Here is a 19983-nt window from a genome sequence, read left to right as displayed (position 1 = left end):
CCTGCGCGAAAGATGAACGAGGATGCGCATTCCTGCGCCCGGCAAGCGGCATGCCTGCGGCAGCGGCTCAGAGCCGGTATTCCTTCAACCGGTTGTAGAGCGTCTTCATGCTGATGCCCAGCAGTGCCGCCGTGCGCTCCTTGTGCTGCCCGCAGAACTCGAAGGTGGCCAGGATGATCTGCCGCTCCACCTCCGCGAGCGGTGTCCCGACGCGGATGCTGAGCTCCCGATGGCCGCCCACCGGCGCCTCGGACAGCTGCGGCTCGGCGCCCGGCCGGCGCGCCGGCGTCGGCGCCCCTGCGCCGGCCGGCTTCGGCAGCCATTCGTCGTCGATCTCCGGGCCTGTCGCCATGACCCACGCGCGCTGCACGGCATTGCGCAGCTCCCGCACGTTGCCCGGCCAGGGGTAGGCCTTGAGCCGCTCCATCGCCTCGGGCGTGAAACGCTTGGTCGACTGCTCCTGTCGCTGCAGGTCGTCGAGAAAGCTGCGGGCCAGGAGCGGGACGTCGCCGTCTCGCTCCCGCAGGGGAGGCAGCGAGATCGGGAACACGTTGAGCCGGTACAGCAGGTCTTCGCGCAGCGCGCCGCGCATCACGGCGTCTGCGGCGTCGCGGTTGGTGGCCGCGATGATGCGCACGTCGGTCTGCTGCAGCTGCGTGGAGCCCACGCGCATGAAGGTGCCGTTCTCCAGCACGCGCAACAGCTTGACCTGGAGGTTGAGCGGCATCTCGGTCACCTCGTCGAGGAACAGGGTGCCGCCGTGCGCCCGCTCGAAGAAGCCCTGGTGCTGGCGCTCCGCGCCCGTGAAGCTGCCGCGCTCGTGTCCAAAGATTTCGCTCTCGATCAGGTGCGGCGAAATTGCGCCGCAATTGACGGCAAGAAAAGGCTGCTCGCGCCGCCGGCTGAGATCGTGCACTGCCTTCGCCACCAGCTCCTTGCCGGTGCCGCTCTCGCCGTGGATGAAGACACTCACCGCCGTCTCGGCAACCCGGGCAATCTGGCGGTAGATGCTCTGCATGGCCGCCGAGGCGCCGATCAGCGGTCCGAAGCGGCCCGTCTCGCGCCAGTGCTCGGTCACCTCCGCCAGCTCCGCCCGCAGCTTGGAGGGACGGATGAGCCGCGACAGCAGACCCTTGAGGTGCTGCGGATTGACCGGCTTGACCAGGTAGTCGGCCGCGCCCAGCCGCAGCGCACGGATGGAGGTTTCCAGGCTGGCCTGGCCGGTCATGAGCACCACCTCGGTGTCGGACAGCAGGCCCCGGTCCTCGAACAGGTCGAGCCCGTTGCCGTCGGGCAGGTGCAGGTCCAGGAGCAGAAGGTCGGGCTGCTGCATCGCGAGGTAGCGGCGCGCGGCGCCGAGGGTCATTGCCGTGGCCACGGAATGGCCCTCGCGCTTGACCAGGGTCGCCAGCATGCGACCGGAGTCCTCGTCGTCTTCAACGATGAGCGCGTGTCCCAACTTGTTGTCCCCTTGCTCTGCGCCTTCGCGTCGATGGAATGCCACCGTAGCCGGGTTGAATGCTGCCCGGGGAGTGGCGTCAGCGGCCTACGCGTAGCCGCTGAGCCGCTGTGCGGCTTCGCGCAGCGATTCTGTCAGCCCTGTCATACGGCTGAGCTGTCGCGCGATCACCTGGCGGGCCTGAGCCTGCAGCTCAGGATCGTCACCGGATGTTTCAATCAGCTGCAGCGCTGCCGCCGCCGCCCCGATCGGCGTGCGGAACGCGTGGTCCAGGCGGCGGGCTTCTGCCGCGTGTACGGCGAGTGCCTGGCGTATTGCTTCCAGCTCGGCTTCCACTTCGGGCGCAGGCTTGGTCCGTGTCTGAGTATTCGATTCGGGTTCGTCCTCGGCGCGCGCCGCACGCCCGAATGCGGCGGCGGCGGCGAGGGTCGCCGTCAGGCCGAGTACCGCGAAGCATGCGGTGCGGGCCGCGGAGGCGAAGGTGTGGCTCATGCGAAGAGTGTCCGGCAAAGCAGCACGGGGCGGCGTCGGACCGCATCCGCAAGTGTTGCCGCAAAGGATGCCGCTCGGTTCCTTTCCCACCCGAAATTGAAAACAAAAGAATTAATTATTGAGCGTGTTAGGTCTGGCACGGGTGTTGCGCAGGTCGCCACCCCAGAAGGAAGACCATGAGCTCCATCGCGTTGCAGGCCCGCCCCCTCCAGACCCTCGCTTTTTCGCCACGGCTGCAGCAGGCGGTGCGCTTGCTGCAGCTCTCGGCGCTGGACTATGCGCAGGCGCTCCACGAGGCGGCGGATGCCAATCCATTTCTCGAACTGGAAGAGGCCCCGAGCCCTGATTCGCTGGGTTTCGAAGGCGCCGAATGGTCCGCGGAGGCGGCACTCGACCGGCTCAGCACAGGCCCGGCCTTGCCGGGTGCGCGCCTGTCGCACGAGGAGAGCGCCGATGCACTCCAGCGCATCCCGGCCGAAGTGTCGCTGCGCGATCACCTGCACGCGCAACTGGGCGTGCTCAGGCTGGACGCGCAGGAGCGCCTGCTGGCCGCTGCAGTGGTCGAGTCCCTGGACGACGACGGCTACCTGCGCATCTCGCTCGAGGAGATCGGCACGCTGGTCGGCGATGCCGGCGAGGATGTCTCGAGTGCCCTGCAGGCGGCGCTCACGCGGGTGCAGTCGCTGGACCCCGTGGGGGTTGCGGCACGCAGTGTGTCCGAGTGCCTGCTGCTCCAGTTGAGCAACATCGACGACGCGGAGCTACGCGAGCTGGCGCGTGGCATCGTCACCGGCCACCTCGGAGAGTTGGCGTCCCGCAACTGGCAGCGCATTGCCGTGGCGCTCGGCGAGCCGGTGGCGCGCATCAAGCTCGCGGCCGAGCGCATCCGCAAGCTCGATGCGCGCCCGGGCTGGCGCCTCGATGTGCAGGCCCCGGCTTTCGTCACGCCCGACGTGATCGTGCGCAAGCGGCGCGGCGTGTGGACGGCCACGCTCAATGAAGCCACTGTCCCGCGGGTCAAGCTGCACCAGGCCTACGCCCGAATGTTCGAGCAGCAGGGTGCCGCAGCGAATGCGGAGTTGCGCGGCTGCCTCGAGCGCGCGCGGTGGACGGTGCAGAACGTGGGGCAGCGCGTGTCCACCATCCGCGACGTCGCGCAGGCGATCGTCGCCAAGCAGAAGCTGTTCTTCGACTACGGACCGCTGGCAATGAAACCGCTGGGACTGCGCGAGATCGCCGACGCCGTGGGTGTGCACCCATCCACCGTCTCGCGCGCCGTTCACCACAAGTACATGGCGACGCCGGCCGGCGTCTTCGAACTGAGGTACTTCTTCTCGCGCGGAATGCAGCACGCCCACCGCGGCGCGAGCGCGCCCACGGCGCTGCGGCAGCTGGTGGGCGAACTGATCGCGGCGGAGCCGAGCGAGGCGCCGCTCAGCGACGCCGAACTCGCGCGCCGCCTGACCGACCAGGGCTTCCGCATCGCTCGCCGGACGGTGACCAAGTACCGGCAGGCGTTGCGCATCGATTCCGTCGAGCTGCGCGGTTCGACGCGGGCCTGAGCTGATGCGCTTCGGCGCCGGCGATCGCGCGCCGGTCTCCGCCCCGGAGACTCATCAATGAAAAGAGACAGGAGCCCGCCCGAGGGGACTACACGAATGCGCCGGGCACCGACGGAGATTGCACTTCCGCGGCGCCCTGGCCGTCTGTCCAACCCCTTACTTCGCGAAGGATTTCATTCATGTTCTCTCACAACAAGCGACTCCAATACACCGTGCGGGTGAGCGAGTGCAACCCCGGCCTCGCCAACCTGATGCTCGAACAGTTCGGCGGGCCGCAGGGCGAGCTTGCCGCGGCCATGCGCTACTTCACCCAGGCGGTCGGCGAGGACGACCCCGGCCGCAAGGACATGTTGTTCGACATCGCGACCGAGGAGCTCAGCCACCTGGAGGTGATCGGCACCATCGTGGGCATGCTCAACAAGGGCGCGAAGGGCCAGCTCGCCGAGGCGGTGGAGACCGAGGCCGAGATGTACAGGCGCATCACCGGCGCCGGCAACGACAGCCACGTGACGCAGGTGCTCTACGGCGGCGGCCCTCCGCTGATCAACTCCGCAGGCGTGCCCTGGACGGCCGCCTACATCGACACGATCGGCGAGCCCACGGCAGACCTGCGCTCCAACATTGCCGCTGAAGCGCGCGCCAAGATCGTCTACGAGCGGCTGATCGCCTGCACCGACGACCCCGGCGTGAAGGAGGCCCTGGGCTTCCTCATGACGCGCGAGATCGCGCACCAGAAATCCTTCGAGAAGGCGCTCTATTCGATCACGCCGAACTTCCCGCCGGGCAAGCTGCCGGGCATGCCTGAGTTCACCAGCGTGTACTTCGACATGTCGAAGGGCGACGAGATGCGCGGACCGTGGAACCAGGGTCCGAACTGGGACTACCGCAGCGAGCCCGAATCGCAAGTGGCGGTCGACGGCGGCAGCGGCGAGCCCTCCGTCTCGCTGACAGCCGACGAGCAGTCGGCGGTGGACGACATGGCCGTGAGGACCGCGTCGGACCCGTCGGGCGATCCGCCGACGGGCGCCGAGCTGGGCATGGCCGCGGACGATCCGGACGCGCCCGCCGACGCGAGCGCATCCGCTCGCAAGCGGAAGTAACGCGAGTCGGCAAGAACTGCAGCAAGCCAGGCGGTTGCGAGCCGCCTGGGCTTGCTGCTGCGCAAGAGAGGTCGTCCTGTGCGAAGGGGGAGGGAGCTTCCGGCTGGGTGGGGCAGGCACGCCGCTTGCCGCGGTGTGGAAGGCAGCAAGGCCTTGCGTGCTGCCTTGTTGACTTGTTCTTCCTACCCAGAAAGGAGTCCTGATGGCTTTGAACGATGACGACGATGTCTTGCGCGCAGCACGCGTGCGCCGGCGCGGCTTTGCGGGCATGGATCCCGAAAGGCAGCGTGACATTGCCCGGGAAGGCGGGCGTTCGGCGCATGAGAAAGGCACGGCCCACGAGTTCAATTCGGCCGAAGCCCGCGCCGCGGGATTGAAGAGCCGCATCGGCCGAAGCAAGCGCGTGGAGCCGTGAAGGCCGGCAAGCAGGAGCGCAGGAATGCGCTACTTGCTTGCTTGCCGATGCGCAGCAGCGCGCCCCCGTCCGGCCTCGCCGGCGAGCGCCGCGGTCAGGCGCATCCGAATGCTCTTTTCATGAGTTCGGCAGTGCATCACGCCGAGGTCCGGCGGAGCCGCGACCGGCCAGCCAGCGCGCCGCCACCGTCAATGCCGCGGCCAGATACGCAAGCCCGCCGGGCACCCACATCACCAGTCCGCCCAGCTGCTGGTCTTCGAGGGGATCGAAGCCGAACGCGAAAGCCGATTCGAAATAGGACGCGTACCACGGCGACGGCGCCAGCGTGAGCAGTGCGCCCAGCGCACCGGTGTGCGCCATCGTCGTGAAGAGCGACAGCATCGCGAAGCCGCGCCCGCCGTGGCGGGCAGCAGGCGCCAGCACCGTCCACCAGAACAGGAGGGCGCTCGCGAGAAAGCTGGTGTGCTGCACGGCATGGAGGGCGGGATGCGCCAGCGCCGCTTCGAAGGCGCGAGGAATGTGCCAGCCCCAGAGCGCCGCCAGGTGCAGTCCCCAGGCGCTTGCGGGCAAGGTCAGCCAGCGCCAGGCGATGCGCACCGAAGGCGCCCGCACGCCGCGCCCGATCCGCATGCGCGCGGCCGCCGGCAGGGCCCAGAGCCACACGCCCAGCGGCCGGCCCAGCACCAGGAGCGGCGCGGCCACCAGCATCAGGATCTCGTGCTGCACCATGTGGGCGGAAAAGAGCGAGGCACCCAGAGCGTCGAGCGGCGACACGAAGGCCACGCCCAGCGCCAGCCAGCCCGCCACGAAGGCCGCCGCGTGGTGGAGCCGGTGCGCGCGGCCCAGCCTCGTGCGCTGCCGCAGGCGAGCAAAGCCCACCGCATACAGGCCCAGGCTCAGGAGCATCGACGCGATCACCAGCGGCTCGAAGGACCAGTGCAACGCGGCCGTTGTGCCTGTCGCCGGATCGAGCGGCGAATGAGCGGCGGCCGTTGCCCCCCAGGCCCAGAGGCACAGGCCGAGGAAGCGGCGGAAGGGCGGATGCATGTCTTGGCGATTCATGAACGAAGAATGCGGTCTAGCACGGCGGCGCATCCGCGCAGGTAGGAGCCGTCTCTTGGGTAGAAGGGGGCCTGTCCGACGCCGGGCCGCGCGGCAGCAAGCGCAGCACGCCAAGCCTTGCGGGAGCCCGGCGCGCGCAGCGGCTATGCCGCGTGTTCCTCGCGCAGCACCTTGGCCGCCGCGACCATCGCCTGCAGCTTGCCCACCGCGGCTTCGCGCGGCAGGTACTTCATGCCGCAGTCGGGCGCCAGGATCACGTTCTCAGGCTTCACATAGGGCAGCGCACGCTCGATGCGGTCGACGATGGTCTCGACCGATTCCACCTCGGGCGTCGACAGGTCGATGCACCCTACCATCACCCGCTTGCCGTCCAGCGCGGCCAGTGCCGAGCAGTCCAGGTGCGATTGCGCGGTCTCGATCGACACCTGCCTGCAGCTGCATTGCGCCAGCTCGGGCAAGAAGGAATACCCACTCGGCCGCTCGTGGATGATCGCCGCGTAGCCGAAGCAGATGTGGACCGCCGTCGTGCCGGTGATGCCATCGAGCGCCCGGTTCAGCGCGGCCAGCCCGTACTGCCGCGCCTTGTCCGGGCGCGCCTGCATGTAGGGCTCGTCGATCTGCACCACGTCGGCGCCGGCGGCGAAGAGGTCGCGAATCTCCGCGTTCACCGCCTCTGCGTAGTCCATGGCCGCTTCTTCCTCGGTCTTGTAGAAGTCGTTCTGCGCCTGCTGCAGCATGGTGAAAGGGCCCGGCACTGTGATCTTCACCTGCCGGTCGGTGTGGGCGCGCAGGAACTTGAGGTCGTCCACTTCCACCGCGTGCCGGCGGCGGATGCGGCCGACGATGCGCGGCACCGGGTTCGGATGGCCCGAGCGGTCCAGCGCCGTCCCGGGGTTGTCCAGGTCCACGCCGTCGAGCGCGGTCGCGAAGCGGTTCGAATAGCTCTCGCGCCGGATCTCGCCGTCGCTCACGATGTCGAGCCCTGCCTCTTCCTGGGCGCGAATCGCCATCAGCGTCGCGTCGTTCTGCGCCTCCTCCAGGTACTGCGGCGGAATGCGCCACAGCTCGCGCGCGCGCACACGCGGCGGAAAGCGGCCTGCCAGCTTCGCGCGGTCGATCAGCCACTCCGGCTGCGGAAAGCTGCCGACGATGGTGGTGGGGAACAGCATGGGCTTCTCCAGAAAAAAGGAATTTGAACGTTTGAAGGGAGGGCTCAGACGCCGAGGTACACGCGCTGGATCTCGGGCCGTGCCAGCAGCTCCTGCGGCTGGCCCTCGGCCACCATGCGGCCTTCTTCCAGCACGTAGGCGCGCTGCGACACTTCCATCGCCATCGCGACGTTCTGCTCCACCAGCAGCACCGACACGCCGTCGGCGTTGATGCGGCGGATGGCATCGAACATGTCGCCCACGATGCGCGGCGACAGGCCCAGCGAGGGCTCGTCCAGCAGCAGCACGCGCGGCCGCGCCATCAGCGCGCGCGCGATGGCCACCATCTGCTGCTGGCCGCCCGAGAGTTCGCCGGCCGGGCTCGCGAGCTTCTCCTCCAGCGCCGGGAACAGCCCGAGCACCTGCGCCATCGTCTGCTGCCGCTGCGCCTTCGCCTGCGGCAACAGGCTGCCGAGTTCCAGGTTCTCCTTGACCGTCATGCCGGTGAAAAGGCGCCGGCCCTCCGGCACCAGCGCGATGCCGGCCTCGCAGAAGCGGTGCGCCGCCAGCCGCGTGATGTCCTGCCCCTCGAAGACGATGCGCCCGCTGCGCGCGCGCAGCATGCCGGCGAGCGTGGAGATCAGCGTGGTCTTGCCGGCCCCGTTGGGACCCACCACGCACAGCAGCTCGCCGCGGCGCAGTTCCAGCGACACGCCCCACAGCGCATTGGCCGCTCCGTAGGCCACCTGCAGGTCGCGCACTTCAAGCATGGGCGGCCTTTCCGAGATAGGCGCTCATCACTTCGGGCCGCTGCATCACATCGTGCGCCGCACCCTCCGCCAGCAGCTCACCGTGGTTGAAGACCACGATGCGGTCCGTCAGCGCCATCACCGCGCGCATCACGTGCTCGACGAAGACGATGGTGGAGCCTTGCTCACGGATGCGTCGGATCAGCGCCACCGCGTCGTCGATCTCGCCGGGCGTGAGCCCGCACAGCACCTCGTCGAGCAGCACCAGCCGCGGGCGCGAAGCCAGTGCGCGCGCCAGCTCCAGGAACTTGCGCTGGTGCAGGTTCAGGTCTTCGGGCCGGGCGTCGCACCGGGCCTCCAGGCCGGTGAACTCCAGCCAGCGCATCGCCTGGCGGCGAGCGTCCGCCGGGTCGCGCACGGCGCCGCCGAACATCGTGGCGATGGCCACGTTCTGCAGCACGCTCAGGTGGCCGAAGGGGCGGGGGATCTGGTAGGTGCGCGCGATGCCGCTGCCCGCGATGCGGTGCGCCGGCAGGCCGTCGAGGCTGCGCCCTTCGAATTCGATGTGCCCGGCGGTGGGCGTGTAGTGGCCGCTGACGACGTTGATGAAGGTGGACTTGCCCGAGCCGTTCGGCCCCAGGAGGCCGAGGATCTCGCCGCGCCGCACCTCGACGTCCACACCGGCCAGTGCGCGCACGCCCTTGAAGGACTTGCTGAGTCCCTTTACGCGCAGCAGGACCTCGCCTTGCAGGGCAACGCTCGCCATGGCCGGCGTTGCGAGCCCCGCCGTTGCTGCAGGCCCGCCCGCTTCAGGCGAAGCAGATGAATGGCTCCCTCTCCCGCCGGGAGAGGGTTGGGGTGAGGGCACCGGCCCTGTGCCACCGCCATGCCTTTCCAGGCGCCCGGCGCCCTCACCCCCGGCTTCTCCCGGAGGGAGAGGGAGCAAGGCAGGGGCAACCGGCTCGCGGCGCCACAGCCGCTTCGCCCGCTCCAGGATGCCGTCGGGCATGAACAGGATCGCCGCGATCAGGATCGCTCCGATCAGCGCCTTGCCCGCCACCGCATGGTCGGCCGCGGTGAAGCTGTAGAGCAGCCCCGTGATCGCCACGGCCCCGATGGCCGGCCCGGCCCAGTGGCGCGTGCCGCCGAGCACGCTCATCAGCACCACGGTGAGCGGCACGGCGATGGTGAACACCTCGCCCGCCGTCACGTACGACAGGAACAGCGCATGGATGCCGCCCGCCACGCCGGCCAGCGCGCACGAGACGGCCAACGCCATGAGCTTGTAGCGGTAGGTCGGCACGCCGAGGACCTCGGCGGCCTCTTCGTCGTCGTGGATCGCGAACAGCCCGGCGCCGAATTTCGAGACCTGGATGCCCCACGCGATCAGCAGCGTCGCCACCGCCGCCCCCAGCGCCAGCAGGTAGAAGGTGGACGAAGCCGTGGGCCCGATCTTCGGCACCGCCACCGCCGCCAGCGAGACGCCGTTGCCGCCGTCCAGCGGCGTGTTGACCACGATGGTGCCGATCACGAAGGTGATCGCCAGCGTCAACAGTGCGAAGAGCTCGCCGCGCACGCCCTTCACGCGGAACACGACCGCGCCCAGGGCCACGCCCAGCACCATCGCCACGCCCGCTGCCGCAGGCAAGGTCCAGAGAAAGGGCCAGTCGTAGCGCGCCATCAGGTTGGCACTGGTGTAGATGCCCGCGCCGAAGAAGGCGCCGTGCCCGAAGGAGAAGTAGCCCGAGTAGCCCGAGAGGATGTTCCACGAGGTCGCGAGCACCACCCAGTGCAGCATCAGGTAGAGCAGCGAGTCGTAGAAGGCCGGCAGGCCGAGCTGCGGGACGAAGGCAAGCGCGATGCCCGCGGCGAGGATCAGGAGCGGCGTGCGTCGTCCTTTTGCTCCCTCCCCCTCCGGGGGAGGGCGGGGGTGGGGGCGCCTGGACGTGGATGCGTCTGCGGCAATGGATGCGTCTGCGGCAATGGATGCGCAGCTGGCCCCCACCCTGACCCTCCCCCGGCGGGGGAGGGAATGAAGTCCAACGTCCTGCTTCATCATCTACGCACTCTTCCCCGGCCTGAACAAAAGAATCAATATCAGCAGCGTGAACGACACGATCGGCGCCCACGAAGGCGCCGTCACCGCCATCGTCACGGCCTCGCTCACCCCGATGAGGATTCCGGCGACCAGGGGCCCGAGCGCGCTGCCCAGCCCGCCCAGCATCACGGCCGCGAACACCACGCCGACCCAGGCGTACATCTGCGAAGGCGTGAGCGTGAAGCTCAGCGCCAGGCACACGCCCGCGATGCTCGCGAGCGCCGCGCAGGTGCCGGCGAGCAGCAGCCCCAGCGCCTTCTCGTTCACGCCGAAGGCCGCCGCGACCGGCCCGTCCTGCGCTGCCGCGCGCAACGCGCGGCCCAGGTCGGTGTACCGCAGCACGCCCCACACTGCGAAGGCGAGCGCCACGGCGACCACCAGCGTGATCAACTCCGGCACCGGGATGTAGAGGCCCGCGAGCCTGAACTTCTGCTCCCCGTAGTGCGACTCGAGCTTGCGGAAGTCCGCCGTCCAGATCGACTGGATGACGCTTTCGGCGATGCCCGTCAGCCCGAAGGTCAGCAGCAGCGAGTTGAAGGGCGTCACCGCGAAGCGGGCCATCACCCAGTGCAGCCCCGCGCCCAGCGCGAAGAACAGCGGCACGATGACGAAGAGCGTCAGCAGCGGGTCCATGCCCATCGTCGCCATCTGGTAGCACAGGTAGGCCGCCAGGAAGGCGAAGGCGAAATGCGCCAGGTTGATCAGGCGCAGCAGGCCCCAGCTGAGACTCAGCCCCAGCCCCATCAGCCCATAGAGCGCACCGACGAAGATGCCGGAGAGGATGGACTGGGACAGCAGCGAGATGCTGGGCAGGGTGAAGCCGGTCATGTGGCCCCCACGCTTGTCACTTCGTGTACTGCGCTGCCCCCGAGGGGGCCTTCGCGCCTTCGGGCGGCCGTGCGGCGCTCAATAGGGCCCCCACGCTTGTCACTTCGTGTACTGCGCTGCCCCCCGAGGGGGTCTTCGCGCCTTCGGGCGGCCGTGCGGCGCTCATGTCACGGCGTGATCAGCTTGGCGCCGTCGGATGTCACTTCCTTCGGCCACACCACCACCCACTTGCCGCCCTGGATCTGCTTGATGCGCATCAGGTCGTCGCCGAAGTTCCCGGTGCCGTCGAAGCGCAGCTTGCCCTGCAGCGTGTCGACCTTGTTGGCTTTGAGCCAGGTGCCGATCGCCTTGTCGTCGAGGCTCTTGGTGTTGACGACGCCTGCCTCCAGGATCTGCCACGCGGTGTAGGAGGCCGCGGCCTGCGTTTCCACCGAGGTGTCGGAGAAGCCCGCCTTGGCCGCGCGCTCGGTGTAGAGCTTCACGAACTCCGCTGCGCCCTTGTTGGAGGTGAAGGGCGGTTGCGCCTCGAAGATGGTGGCGGAAAGCGCGTTCTTCGCTTCAGGCGATGCGAGCAGCGGCCCGGGCGCCGGGTACAGGTAGAAGTGCTGCGGCGGCGAATAGTCGATCTTCTTCATCGCGTCGAGCAGCAGGTTGCCCTCCAGCCCGATCGCGCCGACCCACACGAAGTCGGGCTTCGCATCCTTCACGCGATTGGCGATCGGGCCGAAGTCGCGGTTGCCGAAGTCCCATTCGAGGAACAGCACCTCGGTCAGGCCGCGCTTCTTGATCACCTCGCGCGCGCCGGCGCTCATGAACTGGATCGAGGGGAACTTGCTGGTGACCACCGCGACCGTCTTCGGCGGCTTGGGCGACGCGGCGAGCGCATCGAAGAGCGTGTTGGGCACCGTGGTCGCCGGGTCGGAGCCGATCGACCAGGCCGGAAACTGCATGTCGTACTTGGCCAGCGAAGGGATGCCCAGCGTGTGGTGCACCAGCACCTTGTTGTAGCGCTGCGCCACGCCCATGGCGGAGAGGATCGCGCCTGTCGCGTAGGGCCCCATCAGCAGGTCGACCTTGTCGGCGGTCACCAGCTGCTCGTACAGCGTGCGCGCCAGGTCGGGCTTGGACTGGTCGTCCTTCACCACCCACTCCACCGGCCGGCCGAGCAGGCCGCCGCGCTTGTTGAGCTGCTCGACGTAGATCTCCCCCACCACCTTGTGGATCTGCGCGGTGGCCGAGAGCGGCCCCGTCAGTGCCAGCGTGCTGCCGATGCGGATCGGCGCACCGGTGGGCTGCTGCGCCAGCGCGAAGCCGGCCGCGGCCAGCGCGATCGCGCCGACGGCGGCGCGCCGCCCGATGCCTCGAAGGTTCTGCTGCGTCTTCATGGTCCTCGTCTCCTGGTTAGTTGCTTGTCCACTGCCAACGAATGACTGATCGGGGAACACCGCGGAGCCGGCTTTGCCGGGCCGCTGGTGTTGCCCCCGGTGAGGGGGTGGGCGGCCACACGACGTGGGCCGACCTGGGGGTGAGCTAATCCACCTGCGCACCGGATCGCTTCACGAGCCCGGCCCACTTGCCGAGCTCGGCCTTGTTGAAGGGCTGCAGTTCGTCGGTCTTCATCGGGCGCGACTCCACGCCCTGCTCGCGCAGCTTGGCCATCACTTCGGGTTGCGCGAGCGCGGTGGCGCCGGCGGTGCGCAGCTGCGCCAGCGTGGCTGCAGGCGTGGCGGCGGGCGCGTACAGCATGAACCACGCGACCAGGTCGAAGTCGGCAATGCCTTGCTCCATCAATGTCGGCACGTCCGGCGCCGCGGCGCTGCGCACCGCGCCGCTGGCGGCCAGCGCGCGCAGCTTGCCGGCCTTGACCTGCGGCATCACCGCGGCCGGGTGATAGAACATGAAGTCCACCTGCGACGCGATCACGCCAGTGAGCGCCATCGCGCCTTCCTTGAAGGGCACGTGGATCATCTTGCCGCCCAGCCGCTGCGCCAGCAGCTCGCCCGCAAGATGGCCCGAGGTCCCGTTGCCGGCGGACGCGAAGGTCACGCCTTGCGGCCTGGCGGCGGCCTGCGCCAGGTCCTTGAGCGACTTGATCGGCGAATCCGCCGCCACCACCAGCAGCGTCGGCGTGTAGCCGATGAAGGCCACCGGCGCGAAGTCGCGCATCGGGTCGTAGGGCAGCTTGCTGAACAGTGCGGCGTTGATCGCGTGCGTGCCCACCGTCCCCATCACCAGCGTGCGCCCGTCGGGCGCCGACTTGGCGACCATGTCACTGCCGGTCGATCCGCCCGCGCCTGCGCGGTTGTCGATGATCACCGGCTGCTGCAGTGCCTTGCCCAGTGCCTCGCCGACCACGCGCGCCACCGTGTCGGTGGTGGTGCCGGCGCCGAAGGGCACCACCATCTTGACGGGCCCCGCTTTGTCTTGCGCCTGTGCCTGCCCCGCCGCGCCCGCGAGCAGCAGGCCCGCGGCGAGCAGCGTGCGCATCGCTGTCCTGAAAGTCATTGCTTGTCTCCGTCGTCCTTGTCTGTTCGCTTGCGCTTCAGGGCCGCGCGTATCTCGTCGCTGTGCTCGCCCAGCGTTGGCGGCGGCCGCACCTGCAGTGCGCGCTCGCCATCGAAGCTCACCGGCGAGCGCACCGTGCGAAAGAGCCCCATCACCGGATGCCGGGCCGAGGTCATCAACTGCAGGTGCCTGGCCTGCGGGTCTTCCAGAGCCTCGCTGGTGTCGTACATCGGCGCGTTGGGGACATCCTCGCGCTGCAGGCGGGCGCACCATTCGTCGCGCGTCTGCGTGGCAAAACGCGCGCCCAGCAGTGCGATCAGCGCCTCCTGGTTCTCGATGCGCGCGTCGCGCGTCGCGAAGCGCGGGTCCTCGAAGATGCCGGGCTGCTCGATGGCCACCGCCAGCCCGCGCCAGAACTTTTCCGGCGACGACATGTGCAGCGCAATCCATTTGTCATCGGCGCAGCGCAGCACGTACGACTGCGACACGCTCGGCCGGCTGTAGGGCCCCATCACCTCGTCGACCTGGAAGAAGTGCGTGAAGGCATCGAGGTTGAAATGCGCCATCGCCTCCAGCATCGACACTTCCACCTTGCGCCCGATGCCGGTGCGGCTGCGCTCGTACAGCGCGCCCAGCACGCCGTAGGCGGCATAGAAGCCGGTCAGCGAATCGGCGATGGCGGGCCCGACCACGCGCGGGTTCTCGGGGTTCACCAGCAGGTTCAGAAAGCCGCTCGCCGCCTGTGCCACGGTGTCGTAGGCCGGCCGATGGGCGGCGGGGCCGGTCGAGCCGAAGCCGCTGATCGCCACGTAGACGAGCTTCGGGTTCAGCGCCTGCAGCCGCTCGGCCCCCACGCCCAGCTTCTCCGCGACGCCCGGGCGGAAGTTCTGGATGTAGACGTCGGCGTCGGCGATGAGCGCATCCAGCACCTCGCGGTCTTCGCTGCTCTTGGTGTCGAGCGTGATGCTGCGCTTGTTGCGGTTGTAGGTCTGGTAGTGCGGGCTGTACAGCCCGTTCTTGAAGGCCCGGAAGGGGTCGCCCGTGCCCGGCTGCTCCACCTTGATGACGTCGGCGCCGAGGTCGCCCAGCAGCATGCCGGCGGCCGGCCCCGTGATGAAGGTGCCCTGCTCGATGACCTTGAGGCCTTGCAGCACAGGGATCATTCGTGCTTCCCGAAGCCCGCGGGCACAACGCCGTCGTATTCCATTTCGCGCGTCGCCTGGTAAGACAGCGCGAAGCCGATGGGCTGGCGGATTTCCTCCACCATGTGCGCGATCAGCCCCGCGGTGCGCGCCAGCATCGGCACGCCCTTGAGCCCTTCGACCGGGAAGCCCGCGCCCAGCAGCACCGCGGGGATCGCGCCCGATACGTTCAGCTTGAGCGGCTTGCCCAGCACGTCGGGCAGGAGCCGCTCACAGGCTTCGGCGATCTCGACGAAGCGCAGGCTCGTGCCCGCTGCCCTGGCCGCATCGAACAGCGCGCCGACGCGCGCGTCGCGCTCCTTGTGCAGCGGATGGCCGTAGCCCGGAATGGAGCGCCCGGCGGCGCGCCATGCCTGCATGACCGAGCGCGCCGCCTCGTCCAGCGCGGTGCCGGCCTGCAGCCTGGCATCGATCTCCACGTACATGCGCCCTGCCGTCTCCGACGAGCCCAGCACCACCGAGCCGCAGCCCAGGATGCCCGCCGCCACCGCGCCCTGCATCGCGTCGGGTGCCGCGGCGAAGGTCATGCGCGCGGCCTGCACGCTGGGCACCAGCCCGTGCTCGGCAATCGCGACCAGCGTGGCGTTCAGCACCGCGGCCTGCCCCGGCGTCGGCATCTGGCCCGTCAGCAGCAGGAAGAAGTGGTCGACGAAGGAGATCTTGCCGATCAGCTCCTTCGAGAGATCGCGCCCGCGGATCACGATGGTGTGTTCGTCCGAGGTGCAGATGGCCGTGCGCGGCACGGTGGCCTTGCCGATCTTCATGAGGGTCCTTGCAAAAGAAAAAAGGGGTTCAGGCCGCGGGTGCAAGCCTGACGTCGAAGCTGGCGGAGTAGTAGGGCACCTGCATCTCGCGGCCGTCCACCGCCTTGCCCGGCGCGTGCTTCTCGAAGTCGACGACCAGGCTGTCGCGCTTGCCGAACACCGCGTCCTGGTCGATGTACGGGCTGCCGCCGACGAAGACCTGCGTCGTCAGCGGCGCATGGCCCGGCGCCGACACCATGAGGTGGATGTGGCCCGGGCGGAAGATGCTGCGCTCGGTCGCATGCATCATCTGCCCCACCGGGCCATCGTCGGGAATCGGGTAGTAGGCAGGCCGGATCGACCAGAACCAGTAGCGGCCCTGTGCATCGGTGCGCAGGCGCCCGCGCGCCGCCATCGAGGGCTCGGTGCTCAGCTGCACGTCGTACTTGCCCTCGCCGTCGCCCGACCACACGTCGAGCACCGCGCCTTCCAGCGGCTTGCCGTGCACGTCGGTCACGCGCCCCATATAGAAGGTCGGCTCGCCGCGCGCGCTGCCGCTGATGTCCGCACCCAGCGGCACGTCGGGCGCGCCGGCCCAGTAGAACGGCCCTTCGACCGTGGCTTCGGTCGCCTCGGTCGCGCCCTGCGCGCCGCCGCTGGCGCGCGCCTGCTCGAGCGCCACCACCATCATCGACAGGCCCAGCGTGTCCGACAGCAGGATGAACTCCGGGCGCTTGTCGGTCGAGATCTGCCCCGTCGCCTCCAGGAACTTCATTGCCGCCAGCCATTCGCCGGGTTTCAGGTCCACCTCGCGCACGTACGCGTGGATGTGCTTCACCAGCGCGGTCATGAGCTCGCGCAGGCGAGGGTCGGGCGTTTTCGCGAAGGCGTCGAGCACGTCCTGGGTGATGCTGTCCTGGTTGTAGTCGGCCATGGCCTTGTCTCCTGTCTGTGCGGCGGACGATAGGACGCACAGCAGGCGGCGGCAAATGATGAATTTCCATGGATATCATCGATGGCATCGATCAATTGCAGGGGTTTTCATGGAGATGCGGCATCTACGCTATTTCGTGGCCCTGGCCGATTGCCTGAGCTTCACGCGCGCGGCCGAACGCGTGCACGTGACCCAGTCGACCCTGTCCCACCAGATCAAGCAGCTGGAAGACGAACTGGGCCAGCCTCTCTTCGAGCGCATCGGCAAGAAGGTGGTGACCACCGAAGCGGGCGAGTTGCTGCGCGGCTTTGCCTCGCGCGCCCTGAAGGAGGTGGACCAGGGCGTGGCGCTGCTGAAGCCCGGCGCCGGCAACCTCACCGGCAAGGTGCGCATCGGCGCCACGCACACCTTCAACATCGGCCTCATCCCCGAGTGCGTGGCGCAGTTCCTCGCGCGCCATCCCACGGTGCGCATCAGCGTCGAGGAGCTGGCCGCCGAGGTGATTGCCACGCGGCTCGAGGCGGGCGAGCTCGACCTCGGCATTTCCTACCGGCCGCAAGACCCGACCGGCCTGTGGTTCGAGCCGCTCTACAACGAGGAGATGGTGCTCGTCGTGTCCACCGCCCATCCGCTCGCCAACCGCAAGCGCATCCGCATGGTGGAGCTGCACCGGCAGGACCTGGTGCTCGTGGCCTCCAGCTTCTCGACCCGCACCATGCTCGACGAGTGCTTCCGCGCCTGCGGGGCCGAGCCGACCGTGGTCGCCGAAATGTCGACCGTCGCACCCATGCTCGCGCTGGTGGCGCGCACGATGATCGGATCGATCGTGGCCATCAACGCCGTGCCCGAGGCCATGGCGGGGCTGAAGATGATCCCGCTGGAAAGCCCGACGCCGGTGCGGACGCCCGGCATCCTGTGGCGGCTGGGGGAGGGCAAGCCCGCGGCCGTGCAGTCCTTCGCGGTGATCCTGCGCAAGACGGCACTGGGCAACAGCCTGCGGCACGAAGGGCCTGGCTGAAACCGGCGTAGGCCGCGTCCAACGCGAGGGCGACCCGCTTTCCTGCACCGCTGAGGCCGGGGGTGAACGAGGGTGCAAGCTTCGCCAGCCAAGCCGAAAGCAGCCGTGGCCCTAGAAACCTTGGAATTCCTTGCCGGCCTCGCCATCGTCTGGATCGCGCTGCGGGACGTCTTCGACACCGTGGTGGTACCCGGCGAGGCGCGCGGGCCACTGAGGATGTCGCGCCGGCTCGTCGACCTTGCGCTGCCCGCGCAACGACGCATGTTTCCAGGCGGCGTGGGCCTGAGCTTCGCGCCGCTGGTGCTGCTCGCCAGCTTCGTTGCCTGGATGGCGCTGCTCGTGCTCGGCTTCGGATTGATGACGCACGCGGAGCGGGATTCGTTCGACCCGCCTGCGCGGTCCTTCGGCGAGGCGCTCTACCTCGCGGGCACGGCGCTCACGACGGTCGGGTTCGGCACGTCCAACCCCACCGGGCTGGCGTCGGTGCTCGGCGTGGTCGGGGGCTTCTGCGGGCTCGCCGTGATGACCATGGCCGTGACCTATCTGCTGCAAGTGCAGGCGAACATCGCCGCGCGGGACGTGGGCATCGTGAAGCTGATCACGGCCGCCGGGCATCCGCCTTCTGCCGTGGTGCTGCTCGAGCGCTACGCAGAGCTCGGGTGCCGCGACGAACTCGCATCGCTGCTGCGAAGCGCCAGGGACTGGTGTGCCGCGGTCCTGCAGAGCCACGCCTCTCACCCTTCACTCATCTACTTTCGCAGCGCGGGCGTGGGCTCCGGCTGGCCTGCGACCTTGGGGGCCGTGGTCGACTTCGCGCTCATGGCCGAACACCTGCTGGCCGTCCCGGACCTGCGCGGCCCGGCCGTTCTGGCGCGCCAGGAAGGCGAGGCGCTGGCACGCGAGCTGGCGAGGCTGCTGCACCTTGCCCCGGTCGCCCCCGCGGCTACCGCCGCGGACATGGCGCAGGTGACCCAACGGCTGAGCCAGGCCGGCTATGCACTGCGAACCACGGACCTGCAAGCCTTCGCCGAGGAGAGGCGCAAGCGCATCTGCTGCATCGAGGCGCTTGCCCGGCATCTCGGCACGGGCAGCACGGTCCTCGCGCCGCGCGACGATGAGCACGGCTGACCCACTGCCGATCATTGAAAGAGCAGCGTCACGGCGCAACCCGACATTGCGCGACCCTGCATGCGGGCATTTCAATCTGGCAAGAAGCTTGAGGCCATTGGTTGCCCCTGCAATGCTCTGTGCATAGACTCGGTGTCATGACCACCACCCTTGTTTGCACCCACGTTGCCCTGGCCGCACTGCTTCTCGCTGCGACCTATGCACGTGCGGTTGCAAAGAAGGCGCCTCGGCCCTCGACGCGCGCACTCTCCTGAGCCCGGCGGTCCGCTCCTCCCCTTAGCGCAACCATTCACCGCCGGGCACAAAGCCCCGCGCGACGGCGACTGCGTTTGAACGCGTCCGTCCAGGCGACGGCGCGACGTCGTTGCCACACCCGCTGCTCGAACGCGAGCCCCTTCCTCGTATGCCGCAGTTGCGCGCGTCGACGCCGTCGACGCTTGCGCCTGGCCAGCCATTGCGAAAGTGATTTGCCATGACCCCTCACTCCATCCTCGCCGTCACCGATTTTTCCAAGCAAGGCGATCACGCCCTCGCTCGCGCCGGGCATCTTTCCGCCGAGCACGGTGCGACGCTCAAGCTCCTTTGCGTGGCCTACCCCGGCGAGCCGCCGCCGCCCGATGCGGCGTGCCGGCTGGCGCACCATGCGCTGCAACTTCATCAGCGCCACGGGATCCGCGTGCGCGCGGTGAGTCAACTCGCGTTCTCGCTCGATGACGTCCTGGCATCCGCGCGCAGTGCCGACCTGCTGGTGTGGGGTACGGCGCGGGCCCGGGGCGTTCGCGCCTTCCTGGCAGGGCAGCCCGTCGAAGCCGTGCTCCGACGCTGCCAGCGGCCGGTTCTCGTGGTGCGGCGCCCAGCCGAAGCGCCTTATCGCAGCCTGGTCGTGGCGGTCGACTTCACGGACGCATCGCGCACCCTGGTGGATCTTGGCTTTGCCCTCAATCAGCAGGCCGAGGTGGCGCTGTTCCATGCCGTCAGCACCGCCAACGAGGACAAGCTTCGCTACGCGGAAGTCTCGGAGCACGCCATCAAGGTGTACCGGGAACAGTGCCGTCGCTACGCGCAGGACCGCATGTTCTGGCTGACCGACTCCTACGACGCGCGCCGCAATCGTGTGCTCTCCGCCATCGGACATGGCGACCCGGCGCGACAAGTGCTCGTGCAACAGCAGCGCGGCGGTGCCGAACTGGTCGTGGTGGGGAAGCATCCTGCATCGGCGTTTTCGGACTTCCTCTTCGGAAGCGTCGCTCAGCGCGTGCTCGACTACGGCCGCGACAGCGATGTCCTGGTGGTGCCCCATGACAGCCAGCCGGCATCCAGCGCGACCGCCATCAAGCGGTTGGAAGCAGAGCCGGCGGCCGTGCGCCGGCTCCGGGCCGGTGCGCCGCGACCCCCCGGTCGCCCGAGTCCGGCCGGCATGCCCGCGAAGCTGCGTTCCGGTTGGACAACCGCCCACGACCGCGCGTAAAGAGCTGTCCGAAGGCCCCGACCGGCCCGCCGGCTCTCAGGGCCATGCGCCGCTGTCTGACACGGAGTGTTC

Annotated in this window: 18 protein-coding genes; 6 read left to right on the top strand and 12 right to left on the bottom strand. The window is 68.9% G+C overall.

Annotated elements, in window-relative coordinates:
* Positions 1–67: 67 nt before the first annotated feature.
* Together E5CHR_RS29845 and E5CHR_RS29840 are read right to left on the bottom strand one after the other, a co-directional pair.
* Entirely contained in the window at positions 68–1459 is a 1392-nt protein-coding gene (locus E5CHR_RS29845; RefSeq protein ID WP_162583364.1) for a sigma-54-dependent transcriptional regulator, read from the bottom strand.
* A gap of 87 nt (positions 1460–1546) precedes the next feature.
* Positions 1547–1951, bottom strand: coding sequence for a histidine kinase dimerization/phospho-acceptor domain-containing protein (locus tag E5CHR_RS29840; RefSeq protein WP_162583363.1), 405 nt, complete (start codon positions 1949–1951; stop codon positions 1547–1549).
* Positions 1952–2127: 176 nt separating this feature from the next.
* On the opposite strand from E5CHR_RS29840, the gene rpoN reads away from it, so the two are divergent.
* The 3 genes from rpoN to E5CHR_RS29825 all read left to right on the top strand — a co-directional run bounded on the left by rpoN (position 2128) and on the right by E5CHR_RS29825 (position 5028).
* The gene (rpoN, locus tag E5CHR_RS29835) at positions 2128–3513 is read left to right on the top strand and encodes an RNA polymerase factor sigma-54 (RefSeq protein WP_162583362.1); all 1386 of its coding nucleotides are present in this window, start codon (positions 2128–2130) and stop codon (positions 3511–3513) included.
* A gap of 179 nt (positions 3514–3692) precedes the next feature.
* Positions 3693–4613 carry a manganese catalase family protein gene (locus E5CHR_RS29830; protein ID WP_162583361.1) on the top strand — a complete coding sequence of 307 codons (921 nt, stop codon included), beginning with the start codon at positions 3693–3695 and terminating at the stop codon, positions 4611–4613.
* Positions 4614–4815: 202 nt separating this feature from the next.
* On the top strand, positions 4816–5028 hold the full coding sequence (locus tag E5CHR_RS29825) for a KGG domain-containing protein (protein WP_162583360.1): 213 nt from the start codon (positions 4816–4818) through the stop codon (positions 5026–5028).
* A gap of 117 nt (positions 5029–5145) precedes the next feature.
* Here the strand turns inward: E5CHR_RS29825 and E5CHR_RS29820 are convergent, their stop codons facing one another.
* The 10 genes from E5CHR_RS29820 to E5CHR_RS29775 form a co-directional block, all read right to left on the bottom strand.
* Positions 5146–6090 (bottom strand): cytochrome c oxidase assembly protein, encoded by a 945-nt coding sequence (locus tag E5CHR_RS29820; RefSeq protein WP_232062241.1) that lies wholly within the window; start codon positions 6088–6090, stop codon positions 5146–5148.
* 143 nt (positions 6091–6233) lie between these two features.
* Positions 6234–7259 (bottom strand): uroporphyrinogen decarboxylase family protein, encoded by a 1026-nt coding sequence (locus E5CHR_RS29815; protein ID WP_162583359.1) that lies wholly within the window; start codon positions 7257–7259, stop codon positions 6234–6236.
* Positions 7260–7303: 44 nt separating this feature from the next.
* On the bottom strand, positions 7304–8008 hold the full coding sequence (locus E5CHR_RS29810) for an ABC transporter ATP-binding protein (RefSeq protein WP_162583358.1): 705 nt from the start codon (positions 8006–8008) through the stop codon (positions 7304–7306).
* A complete protein-coding gene (locus E5CHR_RS29805; RefSeq protein WP_232062240.1) occupies positions 8001–9992 on the bottom strand; it encodes a branched-chain amino acid ABC transporter ATP-binding protein/permease in 1992 nt (663 codons plus the stop codon). Before E5CHR_RS29805 ends, E5CHR_RS29810 begins: the two co-directional genes overlap by 8 nt.
* Positions 9993–10046: 54 nt before the next feature.
* Entirely contained in the window at positions 10047–10913 is an 867-nt protein-coding gene (locus E5CHR_RS29800; RefSeq protein ID WP_162583357.1) for a branched-chain amino acid ABC transporter permease, read from the bottom strand.
* Positions 10914–11080: 167 nt separating this feature from the next.
* Complete coding sequence (locus E5CHR_RS29795; RefSeq protein WP_162583356.1) at positions 11081–12298, bottom strand: amino acid ABC transporter substrate-binding protein; 1218 nt, start codon at positions 12296–12298, stop codon at positions 11081–11083.
* Between the two features lie 145 nt (positions 12299–12443).
* Positions 12444–13418, bottom strand: coding sequence for a Bug family tripartite tricarboxylate transporter substrate binding protein (locus tag E5CHR_RS29790; protein WP_162583355.1), 975 nt, complete (start codon positions 13416–13418; stop codon positions 12444–12446).
* Positions 13415–14581, bottom strand: a complete 1167-nt coding sequence (locus E5CHR_RS29785) for a CaiB/BaiF CoA transferase family protein (protein WP_162583354.1) — start codon at positions 14579–14581, stop codon at positions 13415–13417. Before E5CHR_RS29785 ends, E5CHR_RS29790 begins: the two co-directional genes overlap by 4 nt.
* The gene (locus E5CHR_RS29780; protein ID WP_162583353.1) at positions 14578–15384 is read right to left on the bottom strand and encodes a citryl-CoA lyase; all 807 of its coding nucleotides are present in this window, start codon (positions 15382–15384) and stop codon (positions 14578–14580) included. Before E5CHR_RS29780 ends, E5CHR_RS29785 begins: the two co-directional genes overlap by 4 nt.
* A 28-nt stretch (positions 15385–15412) precedes the next feature.
* A complete protein-coding gene (locus tag E5CHR_RS29775) occupies positions 15413–16297 on the bottom strand; it encodes a dioxygenase family protein (RefSeq protein ID WP_162583352.1) in 885 nt (294 codons plus the stop codon).
* Between the two features lie 109 nt (positions 16298–16406).
* On the opposite strand from E5CHR_RS29775, the gene E5CHR_RS29770 reads away from it, so the two are divergent.
* The 3 genes from E5CHR_RS29770 (at position 16407) to E5CHR_RS29760 (ending at position 19911) form a co-directional block, all read left to right on the top strand.
* Complete coding sequence (locus tag E5CHR_RS29770; protein WP_162583351.1) at positions 16407–17315, top strand: LysR substrate-binding domain-containing protein; 909 nt, start codon at positions 16407–16409, stop codon at positions 17313–17315.
* 105 nt (positions 17316–17420) lie between these two features.
* Positions 17421–18443, top strand: a complete 1023-nt coding sequence (locus E5CHR_RS29765) for a potassium channel family protein (RefSeq protein WP_162583350.1) — start codon at positions 17421–17423, stop codon at positions 18441–18443.
* 472 nt (positions 18444–18915) lie between these two features.
* On the top strand, positions 18916–19911 hold the full coding sequence (locus E5CHR_RS29760) for a universal stress protein (RefSeq protein WP_162583349.1): 996 nt from the start codon (positions 18916–18918) through the stop codon (positions 19909–19911).
* The last annotated feature ends 72 nt before the right edge of the window (positions 19912–19983 follow it).

It is taken from the genome of Variovorax sp. PBS-H4 (assembly GCF_901827205.1).
Lineage (GTDB): Bacteria > Pseudomonadota > Gammaproteobacteria > Burkholderiales > Burkholderiaceae_C > Variovorax.
The sequence above is the reverse complement of the archived record's forward strand: the minus strand, read 5'-3'. Positions and strand labels throughout refer to the sequence as shown.